This is a genomic window from Mucilaginibacter sp. (assembly GCF_965201005.1).
Taxonomy (GTDB): domain Bacteria; phylum Bacteroidota; class Bacteroidia; order Sphingobacteriales; family Sphingobacteriaceae; genus Mucilaginibacter_A.
Genome location: NZ_OZ241747.1, coordinates 72,933 through 97,586, shown reverse-complemented (window position 1 = coordinate 97,586; position 24,654 = coordinate 72,933). Strand labels below are relative to the sequence as shown.

The following is a 24,654-nucleotide window of genomic DNA, read 5'->3' as shown; positions in this document are numbered from 1 at the left end:
TTTATGATTTAATCTTAAAAATTAGCACTGATACCTGCTGTAAGCGTACGGGCAGAAGGATACGTTCCCCAATCAATACCAACCGCTCGCACACCATCACCACTTGAATTGCTGTTGGTATAGATTTCCGGATCGATACCAGTATATTTCGTTATCGTAAATACGTTCTGAGCACTCAGAAAAACCCTTACCGAAGAAACCTTTAACCTTTTTACTAACTGATTGCCAATGGTATAACCTAACTGAACATTTTTTAGGCGCAGATAAGAACCATTTTCCAGAAAGCGGGTAGAAGGGCGTTTATTGTTGGTGGCACCGTTCCAGGACAAGCGCGGAAATTCATTGGTGCTTCCTTCGCCGATCCAGCTTTGTGTCGCAATTCTTTCTGTTATGTTAAAAGAACGGTAAAACCCTTCAATATCTGTATTGATCTGATTGTACAATTTGTTACCGTAAACCCCTTGAAAAAATAAGCTTACATCAAAACCTCCATAAGAGATATTACCGGTTAAACCATAAGTCAGTTTCGGGATCGGGCTGCCTACATAAGTACGGTCATATTCATCAATAACACCATCAGGTTTGCCGTTCGGGCCGCTGATGTCTTTAAACATTACATCGCCGGGCTGTATGCCAGCTCCTTGATATGCATGGGTGAAAACCTGTTGTGCGTTTTGGAATATGCCTTCCTGCTGTAACAGATAAAAAGAACCAACCGGGTGGCCTACAGCCGTTTGTGTAGCATAATAATTGTTGTCGATCCGGCCGCCAACTAAAGGGGAGCCATCTGCCAGGGAAGTAACCTTGTTGTTGATGACAGATAAATTACCGATTACATTGTATTTAATTTTTTTGCTGATGCTGTTGCGGTAATTCAGTTCAAACTCAAACCCCTGATTACGCATAGAACCTGCATTTACAAACGCACTTGCCGCACCGCCTGCACTGGGAGGTTTGCCCGGCTGCAGCAACATACCTGATGTTTTTTTGATAAAATAATCCGTAGTGATTTGCAAAGCACCATCAAACAAACCTAAATCCAAACCTATATCAGTTTGCGTACTTGTTTCCCACCGCACATTCGGGTTTCCCAGAGTGTTGATGGCATTGCCCTGGTTACCAGTTCCGTTAAACGGATAATAACCGGCACCCGAGATTAGCGTTGCGTAACTGTAATTACCTATTTCCTGATTGCCCAATTGCCCAATACCGGCCCGCAGCTTTAACAAAGATATTGGCTTGATGTCCTTCATAAACTCTTCCTGATCAATACGCCAGCCTACAGAACCGCCATAAAAATTTCCGTACTGGTTACGCGGATCTAAGCGGGAAGAACCATCACGCCTGAAATTAAATGTCGCCAGATATTTATCGTTATAAGCGTAATTGACACGGCCGAACAAAGAAAACAACGCCCAATGTGTTTGATTGCCACCGTTTTGCTGGATGCCTAAACCATTATCCAAATACTGGAAACTTGAACCCTGGTCAGAATACAATGTACGGGAAGCACCCAAGGCTTGTGTATTGCTTTTGATTACTTCACTGCCCACTAAAAAGTTGAACACATGTTTTTGTGCCAGTGTCAGATTATAAGTCGCAGTGTTCGTCCAGTTATAATCAAACTGGTTGGTGTTGGATTGCGCCAAACTATTGGGTGAATTTAAGAAACGGTCAATCCCCCAGGTTGCAAAAAACTGCTTGTAATCGGTTATCAAAAAATTGGTGCCAACATCACTTCTGATTTTTAAGTTTTTGATCGGGTTGATTTCTAAAAATACATTTCCCAGTAAACCGTAATTGTAAAAGTTCCGGTTGTAGTTGTCTGCAAAACCCACCGGGTTCAAACCATCACCAAAAAACTCCGGGTTGGCGGGAATATCTACATACTGACCGTTTTTGTTAAAAACCGGTGTTGCGGGCGTTCTGAACAAGGCATAACGGGTTACACTTGCGCCCGGATTTCCGCTCCCAAAACCATCGCCCGAAGTACCAACCTGGCGGTTTTTGGCATAGCTCAGGTTGATATTTGTACCAACCGTAAAAATTTTGGAGAGGGTACTGTTGATAGCTGTGCGCAAATTTAAGCGGTCGTAAGCAGAATTCTGGATCAATCCGTCCTGTGCAAAATAGTTTGCAGAAACAATGTAAGTGGTGTTTTCGCTGCCGCCGCTAATACCTAATTGTACATTGCTTATGGGCGATGGCCTTAAAACTTCTTTCTGCCAGTTCACATCCGGCAAATTGCTGCTTAAACTTGTGGGTATTGGTGTCCGTCCGTCCGCAATGGCTGCCGCATTGAATGCTGCAACATACTGGCTGGTGTTGGCCATTTTTATCAGGTGCTGCGGCGTTTGTACGCCGGTGTAAGCGTTCAAACTTACTTTTGGCGGCCCTTTTTTGCCTTTTTTAGTGGTTACAATTACGACACCGTTTGCCGCTCTGGCACCATAAATAGCAGCAGATGAAGCATCTTTTAACACATTAATGCTTTCAATATCGTTTGGCGAAATCTGATTGATACCGTTTGGTGTAGGTATGCCATCTATAACATACAGCGGATTGTTGTTGTTGATCGTCCCGACGCCTCTGATGCGCACACTGATCCCGTCTCCTGGCGCGCCTGTATTTTGTGTTACGGCAACACCGGCTGCTTTTCCCTGCAAAATCTGATCGGCACCGCCAACAGGCAGGCTGGCAATATCGCTGCTTTTAATGCTTGATACAGCACCCGTTAAGTCCACTTTTCGCTGTGTGGCATAGCCTACAACCAATACTTCGTTTAAGGCAGTATTTGCCGGTTCTAACCTAATGGCCATTGGTTTGCTAAAATCCGCAGGTACGGATAAAGTAGCATAACCGATACTTTTTATTTCAAGCACATCACCGGTGTTTACTTTCAGGCTAAAGTTCCCGTCCAAATCTGTGGCTGTGCCCGTAGTGGTGCCTTTAACCTGCACGGTTGCACCAATAAGGGTTTCGTTGCTTTTGCTGTCAACTATTTTGCCGGTAACCGTTCTGCTTTGCGCTGTGCCTGTTAAGCTGTTAAGCAGGATCAGTAAAAAGCACAAAGCAGCAGTTTTCCATTTTGTTAATGTAAAATCTGTCATTTAAAAATTTTTTAGGGTAAAAGATGTATGGAAATTGATAAACAGAAAGTTATTGATCAAATAACTTAAAATACTGATAAATAGATAATTATCTTTTTCGGTTTAATTCTGCAACAAGTGTTTTTGTTGAAACGCGGTTTGCCATCTGAAGTGTAATTAAAGTTAATCATGGTTTGTAAGTTTAATTGGTTGATCAAACCTATAAAAACTAAATTGGTTTAGCAAATTTATTTTAATTAAAAATTTATTTTTTAGGTCGATAAAAAAAGTATTACAGATTAGGTTTAGGAAGATATGGTATCGATGGTCATGCTTCTTTTATCGGCTAAAATTTTGCCTTTTGTAATTGTTGCTGATGGAAAAATCCATCAAAAGAACCACCAAATTTTAGGTGGTAAAAGAAGCATGTGAATTTAACTTGATTTGATTTCCTTCGGAATAAACTTTAAACAGCAGTTATTTAAAGAATTATCAAAGTGATCGCAATTCTTGAAAGAGGAGGATTTTTAAAAGAGAAAACCTGAAAGCAGAACTTTCAGGTTTGTGGTCCCGACGGGAATCGAACCCATATCTAAAGTTTAGGAAACTTCTATTCTATCCGTTGAACTACGGGACCATTTTTTATTTACCGCACCAAAACGTTTATCGGATTGCAAAACTAAGTTTTTCCTTTGAAACTTTCTTCAGCTAAACACCTATTTTGCAATAAAGCCTTTTGAATGGCGATGCTTCTTTTACCATACTTTTTTAGTAGGCGTTTTTTGCGTAGAGACAAAATTTTATCCGATAAAAGAAGCATCACACTTTCAATCAAAATCAGACTAATTTATCCGGCGTGATCGGCAGCTCCCGGATGCGCTTTCCTGTAGCGTTGTAAACCGCATTTGCAATAGCTGCGGCCACGCCAATCAAGGAAATTTCGCCAATACCTTTTGTGCCGATGGGGTTGATAATCGGGTCGGGTTTATCAATAAAAAGGGCTTCAATCTGCGGGATGTCTGCATTAACCGGCACATGATAATCGGCAAAATTACCGTTTACCAACTTGCCATAACGATCATCCATCACCGCTTCTTCCGTCATGGCCATGCCAATGCCGCCAACTGCGCCGCCAATCATTTGGCTGCTTGCTGTTTTTAAGTTGACTATTTTGCCGGCATCAACCACGGCCACCACTTTTTTTACTTTGATCATGCCGGTCAACGGATGCACATAAACCTGGGCGAAATGCGAGGAAAAGGAATACATAGAATACTTTTGGGCATTTTCGCCGCCTTTTGATTCCTGCGTAATCTCGAGCAGCGGCAAGTTTGCCTCCTTCAAAACTGCCACATAATCCAGCTTTTCTTCGCTATTCTGAGGTTTGCCTGCTAAAAGAAGCATTTTATTTTTAAAAGCAATACAAACATCATGCACGGCAGAACCTACCGAAGAAACAGTTGCAGAACCGCCTTGCGTTGGCGCCATCGGGAAAGCGGAATTACCCAATTCAAACGTTATATTTTCCGCAGGTAACCCCAAAATATCGGCAGCAATCAATACCATTGCTGTTGCCGTGCCGGGGCCAATATCACTCGTGGCACTTTTAATATTTACCTTACCATCTGGCGTTAAAGTTAGTTTTGCCTGTGCGGCAGAACGATACGCGCCAAACGCACCGCAGCCAATACCATAACCAATTAACCAGTCACCATCACGTGCAGTTGCCGGTTGTGGTTTGCGGTTTTCCCAGCCGATTTTTTGCGCACCAAGCTGATAACATTCTTTTAAATATTTGCTGGACCATGGCAGGTTTCGTTCCGGATCCATGTCTGTATAATTTTTCAGCCTAAGCTCGATCGGGTCCATTTTAAGCTGATAGGAAAGCTCATCTAAAGCAGATTCCAGGGCAAAAGATCCCGTTGCTTCGCCGGGGCCGCGCATCGGTGTTGGTACGCCAACGTTTAACGGAATGATTTTATAACGCGTGTTGGCATTCGGACTGGCGTATAAAAACCGGGAAACGTTGACAGAATTTTCTGTAAATTCCTCGTAAACAGATGATTGTGAATGAGACTCGTGTGTGATCCCAACTAATTTTCCGTCTGCCGTAGCGCCCAGACCTATTTTTTGGATAGTCAACGGCCGATAACCAACCAACGTAAACATTTGCTCCCGTGTGAGCGTCAGTTTTACAGGTTTGCCAATCATTTTAGCGGCTTGTGCAGCTGCGATTTCATGCGGCCAGGTGCGTAACGACGAGCCAAAAGCGCCGCCCACAAAGCGAGAATTGATCTGTACATTTTCCGCAGGGATACCAAAAACCGCCGCAACAGAACGCTGTGAGCTTTTTACGCCTTGCGATTTGGTGTAGAGCGTTACCTTATCCCCGTCCCAAAAAGCGGTTGTTACATGCAGTTCCATTGGATTGTGCATTTCCGACGGCAGCATGTATTCCTGCTCTACTTTTACAGGTGCATTTTTATAGGCATCCGCTTCGCCGCGAACGTAATCTTTATAGCGGCCACCTTGCGGCACCACGCCTTTATCTAAGTTTTTATGGAAATCCGTTTCAAACGGTGCGGTTTGATAAGTTGCCTTTACCAATGTGGCAGCATAAGTTGCCCGTTCAAATGTATCGGCAACAACCAAGGCAATCGGCTGGCTGTTGAAATAGATTTTATTATCGTTAAAAAGCTTTAAACCTTTGACCGGCCTTTCTGCATCATTATGATAACCAGGCAATTTTATAGCGTTAAAAGAAGTAATCACCGTTAAAACGCCGGGCGCACGCAACGCCGCTTTGGTATCAATTGCCGTAACGGTTCCGGATGTTATGGTTGCCGGGACAAGTACCCCATAAGTTAAACCTGCCACTTTATATTCGCCGGAGTAGGTTGCACCGCCGGTAACTTTCAACCTGCCGTCCACCCGGCTCATCGGGTCGCCTATCATATCTTTTTTCATCATTAAATTTTAAATAGATAATTATGCAGATGCCAGTCCGGATGCTATTTTTAAACCCTGTAAAATTGCGTTTGGTGCCATTTTTAACTTAAATTGATTGTATTGATAAGCTTTTGCGCCTTCCATAGCAATTTGTGCGGCCTTTTTAAAATTATCCTCGCTAACCGGTTTTCCTTTTAAAAAGGTTTCTGCGGATGTTAAACGCCATGGTTTATGTGCCACGCCGCCCATCGCCAAGCGTGCTTCTTTTATCGTGTTATTTTCGATATCCAACGCTACCGCTGCAGAAACGAGCGCAAAAGCATACGAAGCACGGTCCCGGATTTTTACATAATGTACGTTTTTGCTGAAACGGGCTTCCGGCAAATCAACAGCAGTAATCAATTCCCCCTTTTTCAGGTTATTGTCCAGCTCCGGATGATCACCCGGCAAACGGTGGAAATCTACAAATTTCATCGTTCTGCTTCCTTTCGGCCCGCTGATATGCACCGTCGCATCCAAAGCAGCCAAAGCAACGTTCATGTCGCTCGGGTTTACGGCGATACATTGATCGCTCGCCCCAAAAATAGCATGCATCCGGTTATATCCGGCCAACGCGCCGCAACCGCTGCCCGGAACACGTTTGTTGCAGGGCATTGTCAAATCAAAAAAATACGGACAGCGCGTGCGCTGCATCATGTTGCCGCCAAGCGTGGCCATGTTGCGCAGCTGGGGCGATGCACCGGCGTTAATAGCCAGCGAAAGCAAAGGATATTTTTGTTTGATGAGCGGATGTTCGGCCATGTTGCTGTTGCTCGTTAGCGCGCCGATCCGTAACCCGACCGGGATTTCGGATACTGTTTTTAAGGGCAAATTGTTGATGTCCACCAATTTCTGCGGGGCCACCAAGCCCATTTTCATCATATCGATCAAATTGGTGCCGCCGGCCAAAAAGTAGGCATTTGGTTCTTTGGCCAAAGCTTTGATGGCTACCGAAGCCTCGGCCGGCCTTGAATATTGAAACTGGTTCATGATTGATTTCCGTTTTTAACGTCCTGTATCGCATTTACAATTCTCGGGTAAGCACCACAACGGCAGATATTTCCGCTCATAAATTCGCGTATTTCCGGTTCAGAGTTGGCATGTCCTTCCTTAATCAAAGCCACGCCAGACATAATTTGCCCAGACGTGCAATACCCGCATTGGAAACCATCGTGTTTGATAAACGCTTCCTGCATCGGGTGCAGTTCATCACCTTTGGCCAATCCTTCAATCGTCGTGATTTTTTTCCCCTGATTGGTTATCGTCAAACTCAAACAAGAATTTATTCGGACACCGTCCACATGTACCGTGCAGGCACCGCATTGACCGCGATCACAACCTTTTTTGGTCCCGGTTAGGTTTAATTGTTCGCGCAGCGTATCCAAAAGCGTTACCCGCGGCTCAACCTGTAAACTGTGCTTTACACCGTTTACTTCTAAGGTAACCGGCATCTTTTCAAAAACATCGGCCAGCTTTTCGTCCCACTGGTTTTCGGCAGCTTTAACAACTGTTGCAGGTGCCAATGCCAAAGCGGTTATCAAGGACGACTGCTTTAAGAAATTTCGCCGCGTACCGTTGGTCAGGTTTTCGGTGCTTGATTTATCCTGATTTTTTCTGGACATATTTTTAAATTTTATTGCGGAAAATAATTAAGATTACTAACAACCCTGAATACTAATTTACAAAATTTATATTTTGAAAAGTATGAGTAGCGAAAAATTTACCTAATCACACTTCCATTGACAAATCCTTCCGTCGGCGCAACAAAACTCAGTTTTCCTTCCGGGTTTTCAGCCATCAAAATCATGCCTTGCGATAAAATCCCTTTTATCTCGCGCGGCTCCAGGTTTACCAAAATACTTACCTGTTTGCCAATAATTGCTTCCGGTTCAAAATATTCTGCAATGCCGGAAACGATTGTCCGCTGATCCAGACCGGTATCAATCTGCAACTTTAAAAGCTTTTTGGTTTTCGCAACTTTTTCTGCGGATAAAATTGTGCCCACACGGATATCTAAAGCCGCAAACTGCTCAAAACTGATATTTGGTTTTGCTTCAACCAAAGGCAATTTTACCTGTTCGTTTTCCATTTTGGTGTTTAATAGTTTTTGAATTTGCGCTTCGATCTGTTCATCTTCTATTTTTTCAAAAAGCAGTTTGGCTTCGTTTAAAACATGCCCGTCTTGCAGCAAATCTTTCGTTCCGGCCTTGTCCCAATTTTGCGGTGCCAAATTTAATAGGGTAAACAAAGCATCGGCGCTGTTTGGCAAAAACGGCTGCGACAAAATAGCCAGGTTTGCCGCGATCTGCAAACCAATGTTCAGCACGGTTTGCACGCGGTCAGGATCGGTTTTGATGGTTTTCCACGGTTCTTCGTCCGCCAGATATTTGTTGCCCAACCGCGCCAGATTCATAAATTCTGTCAAAGCTTCGCGGAAACGGAAATTCTCCAGTGCCAAACCTATTTTTTCAGGGAAAGCTTCCAAACTGTTGATCACTTCCACATCATGATAAGATAAAATACCGGTCGGCATTACTTTTCCATCAAAATATTTATGTGATAAAACAAGCACACGATTTACAAAATTGCCGTAAATGGCAACCAGTTCGTTGTTGTTCCGCGCCTGGAAATCCTTCCAGGTAAAATCATTGTCTTTTGTTTCCGGCGCGGCCGAAGTCAACACGTAACGCAAAACGTCCTGCTTCCCCGGGAAATCTTTCAAATATTCGGGCAGCCAAACCGCCCAGTTTCTGGAAGTGGAAATTTTATCGCCTTCCAAATTTAAAAACTCGTTTGCCGGCACCTGATCGGCCAAGATATAATTGCCATGCGCCATCAGCACCGCCGGGAAAATGATACAATGGAAAACGATGTTGTCTTTCCCGATAAAATGCACTAATTTGGTTTCTTCGGATTGCCAGTAATCTTCCCAGGATGCTGTTTTTACCGGTATATTTTTGAGGTAATATTCCTGTTTTTTTTCTGCGGAAAGATCAGGGTCCAGTAAATCTTTGGTAGCCGAAATATAACCGATCGGCGCATCAAACCAAACGTATAAAACTTTGCCATCTGCTCCTTTTATCGGCACTTTTACGCCCCAATCGAGGTCGCGCGTCATCGCCCGCGGCTGTAAACCACCGTTTAGCCAGGATTTACACTGGCCGTAAACTGTTGAACGCCAATCTTTTTGGTGGCTTTCTATGTAAGTTTCGATTTCGGGCTGCATTTTATCGAGCGGCAAAAACCAGTTGGTTGTTTTGCGCAGAACGGGTGCCTGGCCGGACAACGTAGAATGCGGGTTGATCAAATCCGTCGGGTTTAAAGATGTTCCGCATTTTTCGCACTGATCGCCATAAGCATTTTCGTTGCCGCATACCGGGCAAGTTCCTACAATGTACCGGTCTGCCAAAAATTGTTGTGCACTTTCATCAAAATATTGTTCAGTAGATTCTTCGATGAAAACGTTTTTATCATATAGATTTTTGAAAAAACCAGCGGCCGTTTCGTTGTGCGTTTGCGAAGAAGTGCGGTGATAAATATTGAAAGAAATCCCAAAATCGCGGAAAGAATCACCAATGATTTTGTGGTATTTATCCACAACTTCCTGCGGGGAAACGCCTTCTTTACGCGCTTTTAACGTGATCGGCACGCCGTGTTCGTCGGATCCGCAAACAAAAATAACGTCTTTTTCTTTAAGGCGAAGGTAACGCACGTAAGTATCCGCCGGGATGTAAACGCCAGCCAAATGCCCGATGTGCACGGGACCATTAGTATAAGGCAATGCGGCAGTAACGGTATATCTTTTTATCTGATGATCTTCCAAAATTTGCGGGGATAATTTTTTAATTTGCAAAGATAAGGCAAATTGCCTGCTCTTAAAATCTGGTTTTGATTATATGGAAATTATAAGGCCGCCATACCTCAGCAAAGGCGATAAAGTTGCCATCACTTGCCCGGCAAAAAAATTGCCAAAACCAATGACGGACGCCATCGCGCTTTTAAATTCCTGGGGCTTGGAGGTGGTTTTGGGCGAAACAGTTACGGCTTCTTACCATCAGTTTGCTGGCGATGATGCTTTGCGCGCTGCTGATCTGCAACGTTTTATCAACGATCCAAGCATCAAAGCGATTTTTGCGGCACGCGGTGGTTATGGCACCGTCCGGATGATTGACCGCGTTGATTTTATGCCGATAAAAACAGCACCAAAATGGATTATCGGTTTTAGCGACATCACGGTTTTGCACGCACATCTTTTTTCGGTTTTTGGCCTGCAATCCATCCACGGACAAATGCCGCTGACCATTCCCGACGGAACAACTGAATCGCTGCAAACTTTAAAAAAAGCTTTATTTGGCGAAGATTTCGGTTATCATTTCCCCGCAGGAAACCTTAACCGTTTGGGCGGGGCGCAAGGTATTTTGGTTGGTGGAAATTTGACTTTGCTTGTTTCCGTCTCCGGTTCTGTTTCTGATTTTGATTATGATGGTAAAATTTTGTTCCTGGAAGATGTAGGCGAATATTTGTATGCAATAGACCGGATGATGAGGACGCTAAAACGCGCCGGAAAGCTAAAAAACCTGGCCGGGTTAATGGTTGGCGGCTTTACAGAACTGAAAGATAATGACATTCCTTTCGGCCAAACAGCCGAAGAAATTATTATTGATGTGGTAAAAGAATACCGTTATCCCGTTTGTTTTAACTTTCCAGCCGGGCATATTGCCAATAATCAGGCTTTAATCTTCGGAAAAACACTAAATTTAGCTGTGCAAAAACAGCATGTAACCGCAACTTATTTATAACATGGCCATTTTTGAAAACCTGTCGAACTACAAAAACCTTGGATTACTGATCATCCGCATCGGTTTGGGCGCAATGTTTATTTACCACGGCGTGCCCAAATTAGCTGGCGGCCCGGAACATTGGGTAAAAATCGGCAGTGCCATGAAAGCCGTCGGCATTGATTACGCGCCCGCTTTTTGGGGCTTTATGGCCGCCGTTACCGAAACTTTTGGCGGTTTGTTGCTGCTGATCGGCTTGCTTTTCAGACCGGTTTGTATTTTGCTGCTGATCAATCTGATTGTGGCTGCACTGATGCACTTTTCTAAAGGGGCCGGTTTGGAAGGCGCGGCCCACGCCATAGAAGATGCGATCGTATTTTTAGGCTTGATTTTTATCGGCCCGGGCTTGTACAGTATTGACAAAAAATGAGTTTTGCCCGGCCGGTCGTGCTGTTTTTGATGTTGATTAGTTTAAAAGCATACAGTCAGCACCTGAATGGTGATTACACAGAAGCCGTAACCCTCAGCCTCAACCAAAAATATGTGTTTAAAAACAGTGCCGTTGGTTTCGGGCAGGAACAGGAATATCCGCAGCATAAAAAAAGAAAAAGCTATCTGTTTGAAAAAGAGCATAATACGGCCTGGTTTAGTTTGGCGGTTGCTGCGGATGGTTTTTTATCTTTTGAAATTATGCCGCTTCAAAATAAAGATGATTACGATTGGATGCTTTTTAAGGAAACATCCGGCCATAACAACCAAACGATTGATTACGATCGTCCCGTCAGAACCAACAACAGCCGGAATGAGCTTTCCATCAACGGGAAAACCGGTTTAAAAAAGGGTTTTTCAGATCGTTTTACATCGCCTGGGCTTGGCAAAAGTTTTTCTGAACCGGTTGCTGTCCGTGCCGGTGAAAACTACATTCTGGTGGTTGATAACATTTATCCGGGCGGCAAAGGTTTTACGTTTTTTTCTTCGGTCGAGGGGTCACTTTCCAACCAAAAAACCACACCCGTTTTAAGCGGAAATTTAACTGATAAAAACAGTATGCAACCCATTGCTGCGGAGATTTTGGTAGAAGATTCGGCCGGAAAAACCCTGCTAAAAACAGTATCCGATGCGGTAAGCGGAAAGTATTCGTTCCAAATCCCGAACCAGGCTTATACGCTAAGTATTTTGAAAAAAGGATACGTGCTTTTGAATGATTTTTTGCCGGACCGGCCAGGTAAAAATTATACGCTGGAAATTTTAAAACCGGATGCCAGGATTGTTTTTTACAACATCCGTTTTTTGCCCAACAGTGCCGCCATTGTAAATGCTTCCGGCAATGATTTAAAGCGGCTACTAATTTTGCTGCAGGAAGAAAAAGACATTTCCATCCAAATCATCGGCCATACCAACGCCAATATTTTTACGGATGAACGCTATTTACAACGGCTGTCTGAAAAGCGCGCGCTGGCCGTTAAAATTTATCTGCTGCAGCACGGCATTGCCGCCAACCGGATGCGTTGTTTTGGTTTAGGCGGAAAACACCCGCTTTTTGACAATAAAACACCCGAAGAAGCGGTCAAAAATCTTCGGGTGGAAGTTGTGCTGGAAAGGTGATGCTGTTTTTACAGGGTAAAAATCAGCCGGACCAGTATCCTGAAAAATCAATTAGGGTTTTGCACAATTAAGTTGTTCGCATTAATTTCGGCTTGCGGAAACAGCCACTGCCAGCGTTGGTCGCCGACAGGAATATCAAATACCATCGCAACAGAAGCCACGTGATTGGCACCATTTCTATTTAAAGGAAGGTTTAATCGTTTTAAGTCTGTGAACCTGAAGCCTTCGCCCCAAAGCTCCGAACGTCTTTGAAGCATAATTTCATTTATAAGGTTAGTGCCAGTGCTGGCAGATTTTACATAACTTGGGTTACGTTTTATCGCAAGTGTATATAAAGCGTTTTGTGCCTCCGCATTTTTACCCTGGCGGGCATTTGCTTCTGCCTCAATTAAATACATTTCTGCCAAACGCATAAAAGGTAAATCACCATAACTGTTGCTTGCACTGTTTGCCAAAAACTTCCGGTTCATGTAAGGGAACCTGGAGCCACTTGGGGGAACCGGGAATGCAGTACTTTTAGCTGTAGGGTCCCATAAACTTTTCCTTATATCGGTAGCAGGAATTTGGTCATACAAGGTAGAATTGATACATTTTGGATTACCACGGATATTGGTAGAACTAAAGTTTACAGACATGTAAGCAAAGAATGAATAAAAAAACGTTCCCTGATCTGCAATTTGGTTAATTCCCCACATCCATTCACTGTTGGTCAGGTTGTTAAATCCGGCCGTATAATCCGTGTTAGACATTAAGCTTATGCCCGAAGCACTCATTCTGGCCTGAGCAGCAAACGTAGCGGCCGTTGGGTAATCCTGCATTGCTAATGCCACCCTTGCCTTCATGCCTTGTGCCACACTCAAATTGATATGCGATTTATTTAATCGTGCCGGAGCAGTTCCAAGGTTGGTTATGGCTGCATTCAAATCTTTATTGATTTGCGCATACACTTCCTCAACAGTAGAACGCGGCAGTTTTTGTACGGTTGTGGTAATGTTGATTGGAATACCTAATTGCGTATTCGGGCCTCCAGCAGCATAACGTTGTGCGTATAGTTGAACTAATTTAAAATGAGCATAAGCACGTATAGCCAAAGCTTCTCCCCGGATTACACTCTTTTCAGCATCAGTACCGGTTGCTCCTTCAACCCCTTCAATAATAGCATTGGCATTGGATATCAGCCTGTAATAGTACCGATAAACAAAGGCCGTTTGACTGGCAGTAACACTACGTGTAGTGATATACCTGTACAAAGATATAAACCAGTTATTGCCTACTGTAGGATTGACCAGATCTTCGCCAAGCATGTCAATATCAATCATAACTGACCCTTCGCCCGATTCATCCTGGTTGTCATAAGCACTGAACATTAATCTGTACACACCATTCATGGCAGCAGCAGCGTTACTGGTTGTAGTAAATACAGCTGCTGCTGATACCTGATCTGTTGGGGCCGTTTCCAAAAAATCTTTTTTGCAGGATGATACTAATACAGAAGCTGCCATCGCTATGCAAAAGCTATAAATATATTTTCTTTTCATGTTGATTTTATTTTATAAAGAAAAGTTTAAACCTAAACTAATGATACGTTGGGGCACATAGCCATTGGTTACTGTACCATTAAAATTTTGTGTTGGGTCCATCCCTTTTCTCCCGCTTATCAGAAACAGGTTTTCTCCACTTGCATAAATACGTGCATTCTTAACGGATATTTTTGATACAAATTTATTCGGTAGTGAATAATTAAGGGTTGCGTTTCTAAAATACAGATAGGAAGCATTAGTCAGCCAACGGCTTGATGCAGCATATAAATTGGTTGAATTTCCCTGGTCTATCCTTGGTATATCAGTTATATCGCCGGGTTTCATCCAGCTGTTCAATATATCTTTATGCAAAGCACTTCCGTAGGAAGAGATAGACATCAGGCTGGCATAGTTTGAATCATATATTTTCCCTCCTAATTGGTAATTAATCAAGATGGAAAGGCTTAAACCTTTGTATGAGAAGGTATTAGTCAACGCCCCGTAAACATCCGGTATTGATGAAGTGCCGTTATAATCAAGTTTTGCATTTGTTATAGCGGTTGTATAATTAATACCGTTTATGGTTCGGATACTTGTGCCGGTTGCCCCATCATTTGGGATATAAAGTGCTGAACCATCAGACGGGTCAACACCTGCATATTGGCGCAGATAAAAATCATATATAGAGTGGCCAACGGCTAATTTTTTAGTTCCGGTAACGATTTCAGGTTGCCCGTCCGGCATTTTAGTAATCCTGTTTTTGATGGTAGTTGCATTAAAATTAACATTCCAGCTAAAGTTTTTAAACCTGACAGGCTCACCTGCCAGATTTACTTCTACACCCTTATTGTACATGGTACCAATATTTTGATATTGACTGGTAATACCACTTGAAAGCGGCTGAGGCACTAAGAAAAGTAGGTTTGATGACTTCCGGTTATAGTATTCTACGCTGCCGCTTAACTTGTTTTTAAACAATCCAAACTCAATACCCACATCCAAGGTTTTATTTACTTCCCATTCCAGGTTTGGGTTACCTACAACAGTATTTTGTGAGAAACCCGGTTCTAACGCATTATTGTTGATATCATAAACGCTTTGATATGGATAATAAGTTGGATTACCATTACTGTCTAATGTTTGGTAATTCCCTACAGTACCGAAGCTACTGCGGATTTTTAGCAAATCAATCCAGGTTACGTCCCGTAGAAAATTTTCCCTGTCAACTCTCCAACCAGCACCTGCCGAACCAAATGTTCCCCACCGAACATCACTTCCAAACCTTGAAACCCCATCACGCCGTACTGATGCAGAGAACAGGTATTTCTGATCATAGTCATAATTTAATTGTGAAAAATATCCTTCTGAGCGGTCCCTGTCTTTATACGAAGTTAAATTACTGGTTGTGGTAAAGTTTGCCAATTCTGTGTTGCCGGCCAAAAGTTGTGTGTTTCTGGAACCGTCCAATACATCTATCAACCTTGAATAATTTTCATGTCCAGCTAATACGCTAACACTGTGTTTATCAAAAGTTTGCGAGTAATTTAGTAACTGGTTTAAGTTATAAGTTGTTATAAAGCTTGCAGTCCTGGTTGCGCGTCCGCCCGGTGCACCATCCCCAACTATTTGATTTTGGTATGATGAGGTATAGGTGTTGCTGTAATCAGCACTTAAATTTGTAGTAAACTTAAAGTATTTCAGAAAACTTACTTCCCCGTAAGCACGCGTGCTAAATAAATTACGTTTAAAAGAATTATCATTTAACAAAATTTCTTGCAATACATGCCGGCCCGGACTGGCACCGCTGGCCCTTGAAGGCACGCCCAGGTTGCCTAAGCCACCGGTATCATATATTTTATTGCCCAAAGCATCATATAAGTTGGCCCCGGTTACCGGATTATGTGCATATACATTATAAACCGGACCGATGTTACGACTAAAAAAGAAAGGATTAACATAAGAAGTGCTCGTAGTTGTTGTACTATTCGTTTCTGATACAGTACCATTCATATTTACACCGGTTTTAAGCCATTTTGTAGCTTGTGTATTGACATTTAAACGAGCCGTAAGACGATCAAAATCTGATTTCTTGGCAAATCCTTTTTCATTAAGATAACCTACTGAAGTATAATAATCTGTTTTATCGGTGCCACCGCTATAATTTAAAGTATATTCTTTTCTATTACTTGTTCTTAATGTTTCTTTTAACCAATCCAAATCATTGTACCTTAACTGGGCGGCAGGGTTGATTTTACCATTTACGTCAACAATTTGTGTGCTTGGTACATTAAAAGGGTTATTGCTTTGGGTATATACACCACCAACGATCAAAGCACCTAAAGTTTGAGAAATATCTAAATAATTTCTGCCGTTCAGTACCTGCTGATTATTGGCATTGCGTGTACCCAATCCTGATGCGATAATATTTGCATCTGCTATAGAAAGCGGATTGTTTGTTGCATATACCAAACTGTTGCGATAACCTGTCCACTCTAAAGGGTAATATTGATAAGCATCTACACGATCATATTCCGGAATACCACGAAAAATTACACCTTGTGTTGCTTTAACGTTAAACTGGCTATTACCTTTTCTGCCTCTTTTGGTAGTTACAATAATTACCCCGTTAGCTGCTTTTGCACCGTATAATGCTGTTGAAGATGCATCTTTTAGCACTGAAATATTATCAATATCTTCAGTGTTGATGTTATTTAATGCACCCTGATATTGTACACCATCAACTATAATCAACGGATCGTTAGAGGAGTTAATTGAGCCAAACCCTCTCACCCTGATTGCTGGCGCACCGCCCGGTTGTCCGCTGGCCGGATTTACCTGAATACCGGGAGCTACACCGGCCAAAGCACTAAGCGGGTTGGTAACAGGTCTGTTCGTTAAGTCTTTTGAGGAAACAGATGCTGCAGAACCAACAAAAGTTTCTCGGTTGGCCGTACCGTAAGGAACGGTTATAGTGACTTCGTTCAACTGGTTGGTTACCGGATTTAAAGAAATGTTAAGATTGCCGGTAGCACTAACTTCCTGTGTACTGTATCCCAAAAAAGAAAAAACCAATACGCTATTGTTTTCAGGGATGCTTAACGAAAAGCGGCCTGTTGTATTCGTTTGGGTCCCAAACTTGGTGCCTTTTACGCTAACACTTACCCCCGGCAGCGGCAGGCCATCATCCTTGCCGGTCACGGTGCCGGTTACTGTACGGTTTTGCCCATAGGTATAACAACCTATCAGCAGAAAAAACCATAACGAACTAAGTAATTTTTTTCTCATGCGTTTTTTATTAGTTAAATAATGCTGAAAATATAATAAATTTTTCTATCTGGGATTTTTTTTTGTAAAAAATTGCCCTGTCAAAAACTTGATAATTCGTAAAAGCCTGATAAACAGGATTTTGCCATACATATAAGTTTTTAAAAATAAAAATTTTATAAATTTAGTACCTTGTATTGCATAATACAATCTTAAACATATATCTTTGTAGTATGATTTTGGAAAACACGCAAACCCAAATGCGCAAGGGCATACTGGAATATTGTATCCTGGCCATTATTTCCCGCGGGGAAATTTATGCTTCGGATATTATTGCCGAACTGAAAACGGCTAAGCTGCTGGTGGTAGAAGGAACGTTGTACCCGCTGCTTACCCGGCTTAAAAACAACGGTTTGTTAAGTTACAACTGGGTAGAATCCACTTCCGGGCCGCCGCGGAAATACTACCAGCTTACGCCCGAAGGCTCGGTGCTGCTGCAGCAGCTGGAAAAAACCTGGCATGAATTATCGTTCGCCGTAGAAATCTCCCTGAAAAAAAAGCCATAAACCTTTACAACTCATCTTTATCATGAACAAAACCATCATTATCAATATAAACGGCATCATTTTCCATATTGAGGAAGATGCTTACGAAATCCTGAAAAACTACATGACGGGCATCAAAAGGCATTTTGCGGCCAGCAGCGACAGCCATGAAATTACCACCGATATTGAAAACCGCCTGGCCGAAATGTTTGGCGAAATACTTAAAAACGAAGGCAAACAGGTTATTTTCACTTCGGATGTAACGGCCGTGATTGCGCAGATGGGCACGCTGGAGGATTTCTCTACCGAAACCACGGACGATGCTTCTTTTAGCACTGTTTTTTCAGACAATCAAACCGAACGCCGCCTGTTCCGGGATCCGGAAGATCATTTAATTGGCGGCGTGGCGGCCGGTATTGCCAATTATTTTGGCGTAGAGCCGATTTGGATCAGGCTGGCCTTTGTGTTTGGTATTTTTGGTGCTGGCAGCGGTTTCCTGATTTATATTATTTTGTGGGCAATTATCCCGCGTGCCAACACCCGTGCCGAACGCATGGCCATGAAAGGCGAAAAAACTGATTTGCAGGGTTTTAAGCGTAATTTTGATGAAGAAGTTAAAAACCTGCGCCAATCTTTATCCAACGCCAACCGCGAAGCCAAGCCGTTTTTATACAAGATACGCGATTTTGTGGGCGAATTTTTTTTGCTCCTGAAACGCTTTTTAAACGGAGGCGGTAAAATCATTTTAAAAGTAATTGCCGTGTTGTTTTGCCTGGTTTGTGCGTTCGCCATGATTGCTTTACTGGTGGCAATTGTGGTTTTTTCGGCCAATAAATCCATGTTTGTGCACGGTTTTTCTCCGTTTAACCTGGTCAATTACGAGTTTAGCAACCTTTTGTACGTGTGCGGGTTTTTGGTTTGCGCCATCCCGCTGCTTGCCCTGATTTTGTTTACGGTGCGCGTTGTTTTTTCCAGGGACGTGTTTGGCAGAGGTGTGGGTTTTATATTATTGATCGGCTGGATCGCTGCTTTGAGTACCGTTGCTTTTTATGCCACCAAAATTGCCGAAGATTTTAGGTACGAAGCCAGTTTCAGCCAAAAAACCGATGTCATGCAAACCGGCGGGCAAAATTATTTCCTCAGCATAAACAACGCAAAAATACTGACCAAGGAAGACAGCGCAACGTTGGGCATTAAAAAAAATGATTTTGCAAACGATATTATCGTGAACACGAACGATGAAAACGATACCGATTTAAGTCCGGAAAACGTGCGCCTGCACATCGAAAAAAGCGAAACCGAATTTCCGGCCGTAGTAGCTTCCTATCGTGCCAAAGGGGCAAATTATCAGGATGCGCTGCGCAACGCACGGAACGCCACTTATCATTTTACACAGCAGGATTCTGTCATAAGGTTTGATCGTAAACTTATACCGGCAAACCGGGTTTTGTGGCACGATCAAAAGGTGGATGTTACGCTGAAATTGCCCTTAAATTCGGTTGTTACAATTGATGAAAGCCTGGATTATATATTGAATGATGTGGATTTGTACGATTGCTACGAAGACCAGAACCAGCAAGGCAGAAGATTTGCCCGCTTTAAAATGACCGAAAACGGCTTGGTCTGCCTTAAAAAAGTGCAGGAAAAAGACCATCAACAATAATGCTTGTTTTATCGGATAAAAATTTGCCAAACGCTGTAACTTTTCCTGTGGTTTGTGCATCTTAATACAAAACCCCGCACATAAACAAAACGGGTCCCGGGCAAAACGCCCGGGATTTTTTTACTGAAAAGCATTATCTGAACCGCTTTTAAGAAGGAGGATTTCTCTTGGCCGTGATGGTTTTGTCTAAAATTTTATCAAAATGAAACACCTTTTTACCTTGACCATGCTTCTTTTATCCACTATTTTTTGGGCTGAAGGAATATCAGCCCAAACCAGAAACGGACAAATCAGCGGTTTTGTGGTTGATGCACAACAAAAACCGCTGGATTATGCCACGGTAACGCTGCTTAAAACCAAAGATTCTACTTTAGTAAAAGGCGCATTAACGGATGATAAAGGCCACTATCAATTTGCTAATGTTGCGGCCGGTAGTTATCTGGTTTCGGCCACGGTCATCAATTACAAGAAAGCTTTTTCTCAACCAGTTACCATCAGCGATGGCCATGCTGTTTTTACCATAGAAAAACTGGTGATGACGGCTACCACGCAGCAATTAAAAGGCGTTTCTGTGGTTGCGCAAAAACCTTTGATCGAGCATCAAATTGATAAAACGGTATTAAATGTAGCCAATAGCGTGCTGGCGGCCGGAAACAATGCGCTGGAAATTTTGCAAAAAGCACCGGGCGTTACGCTGGACAAAGACGACAACATCAGCCTGAAAGGCAAACAAGGCGTTACGGTGATGATCGACGGCAAGCTTACGTATCTTTCGTCGGCGCAGCTGGCCACGCTGCTGCGTTCTACGGATGGCAATTCGATCCAGTCTATCGAACTGATCACCAATCCTTCCGCAAAATACGATGCGGCCGGAAATTCGGGTATCATCAATATTAAAATGAAGAAAAACCGGGCTTCGGGCACCAACGGCAGTCTGATTTTGGCCGGCGGTTACGGTGCTTACCCCAGAACTAGCCAATCGCTTACGTTAAACCATAAAGAAGGAAAATTCAACTTTTTCGGTTCCTACAATCATGGCGACAACAAAAGATATAACAACCTGAACATTGACCGTGTGGTGGGCAGCGGAAACAATACCACTTATTTCAGCCAGAAAACGTTTATGCCCCAAACCAATTATTACAATAATTACCGCTTTGGCACGGATTACGACATCACCAAAAAACACACCATCGGCTTTTTGATAAACGGTTATTTTAATGGCGAACAGGACATTAACACGGCTAACACGCTGATTGGTGCGCAGGAAGGTGTTACAGATTCTGTGCAGAAAACGTATTCTGAGCTGCATCAAACGTTTAAAAATTTTGCTTTTAATTTAAACGATCGTTTGCAGCTGGATACTTCCGGGCAGGAACTGGCGATCGATCTGGATTACTCAAAATTCAACAACAATAACGTCGCGCAATACAATACGGATTTCTTTTTGAGTGACGGAAACGTGCAGCGTACGCCGTTATTGTTGCGCAACCAAACGCCATCCGTCATCACCATTAAAACCGGCAAGGCAGATTATACCAAAAACCTGAAAAAAATTGGCAAACTGGAAGCGGGCATCAAACTGAGCGATGTTAAAACCGACAACGATCTGCAGGCGCAAAAACTGGCCGGCAGCAGCGGTTATGTTAACGATACCACGCGCAGCAACCGCTTTGTTTATACCGAAAAAATCAGCGCGGCTTATTTGAATTTAAGCCATACGTTCAAAAAACTTTCGGTACAGGTTGGTTTACGGGCAGAAAATACCAGTTCCAACGGAAATTTAATCACCAGAAACCAGGTGGTTGACCGCAGTTATCTGAACTTTTTCCCGAGTTTGTTTTTGCAGGAAAGCATCAACGCCAAAAACGACATCGGTTTTAATTACAGTCGCAGGATTGACCGGCCGAGTTATGATAACCTGAACCCGTTTGTTTATTATTTAGATCAATACACGTACAGCCAGGGAAACCCGTTTTTAAAACCGCAGTACACGCAATCTTTCGAGCTGAGCTATACTTACAACAAAACCATTAACCTGAGTTTGGGCTATAGCCGCACCACAGATGTGATTACTGAAGTGATCCAAACGGTAAACAAAGCATCCTACGATACACAACTGAACCTGCAAACGCAAAACGCTTATAACATCAACATTAATGCGCCTTTTACCTTTGCCAAATGGTGGACGGGCAACTTAAATTTCAACGGTTTTTACTTAGGTTTTAAGTCTGATTCGTTGCTTGGTGCCAGTTTAAGCCGAGGGAAAGCGGCTTTTCAGGCCAAAGCTTTAAACACATTTATAATTGGTAATGGTTTTAAAGCAGAACTTTCCGGGGATTATCAATCGCCATTGGTTTACGGTGTTTTCAACATCAGGCCACAATATGCGGTTGATGCCGGTTTGAGCAAAACTTTCCTCAACAAAAAACTGAACGCAAAATTTTCGGTGAGCGATATTTTTAACACACGCACCAACAACCTCAGCAGCAATTATACCAATACCAACATCAATATTTACCAAAAGCGAGATTCGCGCGTGGCCTTGCTTACGCTGACCTACAATTTTGGCAACAGCAAACTGGCACCGGCACGCCGCCACAAAAGCGGCGCGGACGACGAAAAAAACCGGGTAAAAAGCGGCGGCTAATTATTGCACCATAAAAACAGCATTGCCAAACAACAATTTTCCGTTTTCCCAAAAGCTGCGGAAAAGCGGATCGTCGGCCAGGTAAATAACTGCGCCGCGGCCCGTATTTTGCACACCGAATAGTAAACCGTCCTGCAAACGCGCCTTGGCTTTTTGTCCTGCAAAACCGGCCACGTAACCGCCTTTGCGGATGGTGCCAACGTTCCAGCCATCCTCTAAAAAATTGTACAGTTTATCGTCTTGTTTTGAGGTGAAGTAATAATCAGGGTAACCAAAACCCAGCGGATGGGTGTTGTCTAAGTCCACTTTGTAAATGGCACCGGCAACATTATTACTGATGTCCGTGCGCTCGCGGTCTCCGTACGGTTTTATGTTTGCGTAAATGCTTCTTTTATCGGTGTTTTTTACGTCTGTTTCCGTTTTTTTGTCTTCTTTTAATTTGATGGAAAAGCTTTTTTTACCGCTCATTTTTGCAACGGCATTTTCCATCAAAATCAGTTTTCCGCCTTTGCTTACCCAGTTTTGCAGCTCATCGGCAGGCAGATCATTGTAAAAACCATCCGGAAAAATGGCCACGTCAAAATCCGTCCATTTTACACGGTTTAAATCTTTGGTGTTGATCAGCGTGACCGGATAATGCAGTTCTTTTTCAAAATAAAACCAAACCTCGCCCAGGGCAGAAGCCGAAACATCGTCTCCGCTGGCTATCATAATTTTTGGCGGATTGATGACGTGCACGTATCCCGAACCTAAATCATTTCCCTTTTCCACAAAGCCCGAAGTAAGCGGCGTTAAAGTACGGCCGAAGGTTTTTGCCGCGGATAAAACTACGTTGTCAAACTGTTTCAGTCCGCCATTTCCGGCTTTGGTGATGATGAGCGAACCCGGCGCAAACGTTTTCCCCGAAGCAGAAAAGTTTTGTTCTGTAAAGCGCACTTTTACTTTATTTTTAAGCAGTGCCGCCAAAAATTTTACATCTTCCATTGATTTCCATTCGGATAGATAAGCGTACGTTCCGCTGGTTGCCACATAATTATTTTCGATGGTTTTTGGGTTGAGGGATGCCGGTTTCAATGCTTCTTTTAGGCCATAAGTTTTCAGTCCGTACACGTAAGGCAAACTCCAGGCAGTAATATCATACGTGGCAGAATCGCTCATAAACGTTTTCGGCTCCATCAAAACGTGCAGCAAAATGCCTTTTGGCTGCGCGGCGTTTACGATCATATCACCGGCATCAATATTCGTTTTTTCTGTTTTTCCGCTGAAATAATTAAAACCGCTGACCGGCCCGTTTCCGCCAAAACCATAACGGATGCTGTTTTTATCGAACAATTTTGCCAGTGCTTTCAGCTTATCCGGATTTTCATTTTTGATCACGTAAGTTTTGAAATCGCCCGGCGGATTGTTCCTGGCCTTATCATAAAATTCTTTAAAATGCTGCATCAGTTTTTGGGCGTTTTTCGAAGAAATCTCCACCGTGCTCAAACTTGTTGCCAGGTGATGCGCCACACGATCAGCCAAAGTCAGCGTATCACCGGAAGAAGTTTTTACCGCCAAACCAGCACTGATTCCGCCTTGCTCAAACGTCATCCCGATGGAGCCGTTGTACAGCGGATAAGTATCGCCGTAAGACGGGTACAGCAGGTCAAACTCATATTTGGTAAAGTAAAGCCAGCCATTTTGATCAAAATATTTGGCGTTGTTTTTCCCCACCATTACCTGGAATTCGCGCTGCCAGGGCGTAATATCGCGGTGAAGAGGCTCGGCGGCAGGCGCAAAATAATACGGCGCATTGTAGCCCTGCTCATGGAAATCCACATGCACCTGCGGCAGCCATTTGTTGTAATTGGCCAGTTTTTCCTGCGATTCTTTTTGTGTTTGCCAGGCCCAATCGCGGTTCATGTCAAAATAATAATGATTGTAGCGGCCGCCCGGCCAGGGTTCGCGGTGTTCGCGTGCGGCGGGGTCGGCATCCGGCGGAATGGTATGTACCGGGTTGTAAAAGTTAACATAACGCTCGCGGCCGTCCGGGTTCTGGCATGGGTCAATCACCACAACCACGTTTTTTAACCAGTTTTTTGTTTTGGCATCGGATGGATCAGCCAGTTCAAAAAGCGTTTCCATGGCCGCTTCGCTTGGGCTTGGCTCGTTGCCATGGACGTTGTAACCGAGCCACACAATTCCCGGTGTATTGGTGCTGCCTTGTCCGTTTTCCAGACCCGCCAACTTCAAATTATTCTGGCGGATTTCTTCTAATTTTCCAATATTTTCATCCGAAGCAATAAAAGCCGTTAGCAGCGGGCGGCCTTCACTCGTCGTTCCGTACTGCGTCAGTTTTACGTTTTTGGAAGTTTGGGCGATGTACCTGAAATAAGCTACAATGCGCTCGTGCTGCGTAAACTGATCGCCTAATTTGTAACCTAAAAACTCTGCCGGCGACTGTATTTTTTGTGCCATCAAGCCGTTTGCCCAAAAAAGTATCGATAAAAACAGTATCCGTTTTTTCATGTAAAGAGAAAATATTTTAGAAACCCTAAGCTATCAAATTATGC

Annotated in this window: 14 protein-coding genes and 1 tRNA gene; 6 read left to right on the top strand and 9 right to left on the bottom strand. The window is 43.3% G+C overall.

From position 1 onward, the window contains the following. Nucleotides 1-14 precede the first annotated feature (14 nt). The 6 genes from ACOFKR_RS00420 to metG form a co-directional block, all read right to left on the bottom strand. On the bottom strand, nt 15-3,110 hold the full coding sequence (locus tag ACOFKR_RS00420) for a SusC/RagA family TonB-linked outer membrane protein (RefSeq protein WP_419802052.1): 3,096 nt from the start codon (nt 3,108-3,110) through the stop codon (nt 15-17). Between the two features lie 544 nt (nt 3,111-3,654). Further along, nucleotides 3,655-3,726: transfer RNA gene (locus ACOFKR_RS00415), tRNA-Arg, on the bottom strand. Between the two features lie 200 nt (nt 3,727-3,926). Beyond that, a complete protein-coding gene (locus tag ACOFKR_RS00410) occupies nt 3,927-6,059 on the bottom strand; it encodes a xanthine dehydrogenase family protein molybdopterin-binding subunit (protein ID WP_419802051.1) in 2,133 nt (710 codons plus the stop codon). A gap of 18 nt (nt 6,060-6,077) precedes the next feature. Then, entirely contained in the window at nt 6,078-7,067 is a 990-nt protein-coding gene (locus ACOFKR_RS00405; protein WP_419802050.1) for an FAD binding domain-containing protein, read from the bottom strand. Further along, entirely contained in the window at nt 7,064-7,699 is a 636-nt protein-coding gene (locus tag ACOFKR_RS00400) for a (2Fe-2S)-binding protein (RefSeq protein WP_419802049.1), read from the bottom strand. Before ACOFKR_RS00400 ends, ACOFKR_RS00405 begins: the two co-directional genes overlap by 4 nt. Before the next feature lie 98 nt (nt 7,700-7,797). After that, a complete protein-coding gene (gene metG, locus ACOFKR_RS00395; protein ID WP_419802048.1) occupies nt 7,798-9,900 on the bottom strand; it encodes a methionine--tRNA ligase in 2,103 nt (700 codons plus the stop codon). 73 nt (nt 9,901-9,973) lie between these two features. On the opposite strand from metG, the gene ACOFKR_RS00390 reads away from it, so the two are divergent. From ACOFKR_RS00390 to ACOFKR_RS00380, 3 genes are read left to right on the top strand one after another with little or no spacing between them, the layout of a single operon-like run. Then, a complete protein-coding gene (locus ACOFKR_RS00390) occupies nt 9,974-10,876 on the top strand; it encodes a S66 peptidase family protein (RefSeq protein ID WP_419802047.1) in 903 nt (300 codons plus the stop codon). Nucleotide 10,877: 1 nt separating this feature from the next. Beyond that, the gene (locus ACOFKR_RS00385) at nt 10,878-11,285 is read left to right on the top strand and encodes a DoxX family protein (RefSeq protein WP_419802046.1); all 408 of its coding nucleotides are present in this window, start codon (nt 10,878-10,880) and stop codon (nt 11,283-11,285) included. Next, entirely contained in the window at nt 11,282-12,460 is a 1,179-nt protein-coding gene (locus tag ACOFKR_RS00380) for an OmpA family protein (protein ID WP_419802045.1), read from the top strand. The genes ACOFKR_RS00385 and ACOFKR_RS00380 overlap by 4 nt, the downstream gene beginning before the upstream one ends. A 47-nt stretch (nt 12,461-12,507) precedes the next feature. Here ACOFKR_RS00380 and ACOFKR_RS00375 read toward each other — a convergent pair whose 3' ends face one another. Together ACOFKR_RS00375 and ACOFKR_RS00370 are read right to left on the bottom strand one after the other, a co-directional pair. Beyond that, nucleotides 12,508-13,998 (bottom strand): RagB/SusD family nutrient uptake outer membrane protein, encoded by a 1,491-nt coding sequence (locus ACOFKR_RS00375; protein ID WP_419802044.1) that lies wholly within the window; start codon nt 13,996-13,998, stop codon nt 12,508-12,510. A 12-nt stretch (nt 13,999-14,010) separates the two neighbouring features. After that, nucleotides 14,011-17,265 carry a SusC/RagA family TonB-linked outer membrane protein gene (locus ACOFKR_RS00370; protein WP_419802043.1) on the bottom strand — a complete coding sequence of 1,085 codons (3,255 nt, stop codon included), beginning with the start codon at nt 17,263-17,265 and terminating at the stop codon, nt 14,011-14,013. 212 nt (nt 17,266-17,477) lie between these two features. Between ACOFKR_RS00370 and ACOFKR_RS00365 the strand changes: the two genes are divergently transcribed. The 3 genes from ACOFKR_RS00365 to ACOFKR_RS00355 all read left to right on the top strand — a co-directional run bounded on the left by ACOFKR_RS00365 (nt 17,478) and on the right by ACOFKR_RS00355 (nt 22,102). Further along, nucleotides 17,478-17,810 carry a PadR family transcriptional regulator gene (locus ACOFKR_RS00365; RefSeq protein ID WP_419802042.1) on the top strand — a complete coding sequence of 111 codons (333 nt, stop codon included), beginning with the start codon at nt 17,478-17,480 and terminating at the stop codon, nt 17,808-17,810. 22 nt (nt 17,811-17,832) lie between these two features. Beyond that, on the top strand, nt 17,833-19,452 hold the full coding sequence (locus tag ACOFKR_RS00360) for a PspC domain-containing protein (protein WP_419802041.1): 1,620 nt from the start codon (nt 17,833-17,835) through the stop codon (nt 19,450-19,452). A gap of 202 nt (nt 19,453-19,654) precedes the next feature. Further along, nucleotides 19,655-22,102: a TonB-dependent receptor domain-containing protein gene (locus ACOFKR_RS00355; RefSeq protein ID WP_419802040.1), complete on the top strand. Its 2,448-nt coding sequence runs from the start codon at nt 19,655-19,657 to the stop codon at nt 22,100-22,102. Here ACOFKR_RS00355 and ACOFKR_RS00350 read toward each other — a convergent pair whose 3' ends face one another. Continuing rightward, nucleotides 22,103-24,610, bottom strand: coding sequence for a M14 metallopeptidase family protein (locus ACOFKR_RS00350; RefSeq protein WP_419802039.1), 2,508 nt, complete (start codon nt 24,608-24,610; stop codon nt 22,103-22,105). Nucleotides 24,611-24,654: the final 44 nt, after the last annotated feature.

Excerpts from the sequence above, each read along its gene's own strand:
- ACOFKR_RS00370 (WP_419802043.1), bottom strand. The coding sequence starts at position 17,265 with ATGAGAAAAAAATTACTTAGTTCGTTATGGTTTTTTCTGCTGATAGGT.
- ACOFKR_RS00375 (WP_419802044.1), bottom strand. The coding sequence starts at position 13,998 with ATGAAAAGAAAATATATTTATAGCTTTTGCATAGCGATGGCAGCTTCT.
- ACOFKR_RS00390 (WP_419802047.1), top strand. The coding sequence starts at position 9,974 with ATGGAAATTATAAGGCCGCCATACCTCAGCAAAGGCGATAAAGTTGCC.
- ACOFKR_RS00350 (WP_419802039.1), bottom strand. The coding sequence starts at position 24,610 with ATGAAAAAACGGATACTGTTTTTATCGATACTTTTTTGGGCAAACGGC.
- ACOFKR_RS00385 (WP_419802046.1), top strand. The coding sequence starts at position 10,878 with ATGGCCATTTTTGAAAACCTGTCGAACTACAAAAACCTTGGATTACTG.
- ACOFKR_RS00405 (WP_419802050.1), bottom strand. The coding sequence starts at position 7,067 with ATGAACCAGTTTCAATATTCAAGGCCGGCCGAGGCTTCGGTAGCCATC.
- ACOFKR_RS00380 (WP_419802045.1), top strand. The coding sequence starts at position 11,282 with ATGAGTTTTGCCCGGCCGGTCGTGCTGTTTTTGATGTTGATTAGTTTA.
- ACOFKR_RS00410 (WP_419802051.1), bottom strand. The coding sequence starts at position 6,059 with ATGATGAAAAAAGATATGATAGGCGACCCGATGAGCCGGGTGGACGGC.
- ACOFKR_RS00360 (WP_419802041.1), top strand. The coding sequence starts at position 17,833 with ATGAACAAAACCATCATTATCAATATAAACGGCATCATTTTCCATATT.
- ACOFKR_RS00400 (WP_419802049.1), bottom strand. The coding sequence starts at position 7,699 with ATGTCCAGAAAAAATCAGGATAAATCAAGCACCGAAAACCTGACCAAC.
- ACOFKR_RS00365 (WP_419802042.1), top strand. The coding sequence starts at position 17,478 with ATGATTTTGGAAAACACGCAAACCCAAATGCGCAAGGGCATACTGGAA.
- ACOFKR_RS00420 (WP_419802052.1), bottom strand. The coding sequence starts at position 3,110 with ATGACAGATTTTACATTAACAAAATGGAAAACTGCTGCTTTGTGCTTT.
- ACOFKR_RS00355 (WP_419802040.1), top strand. The coding sequence starts at position 19,655 with ATGAAACACCTTTTTACCTTGACCATGCTTCTTTTATCCACTATTTTT.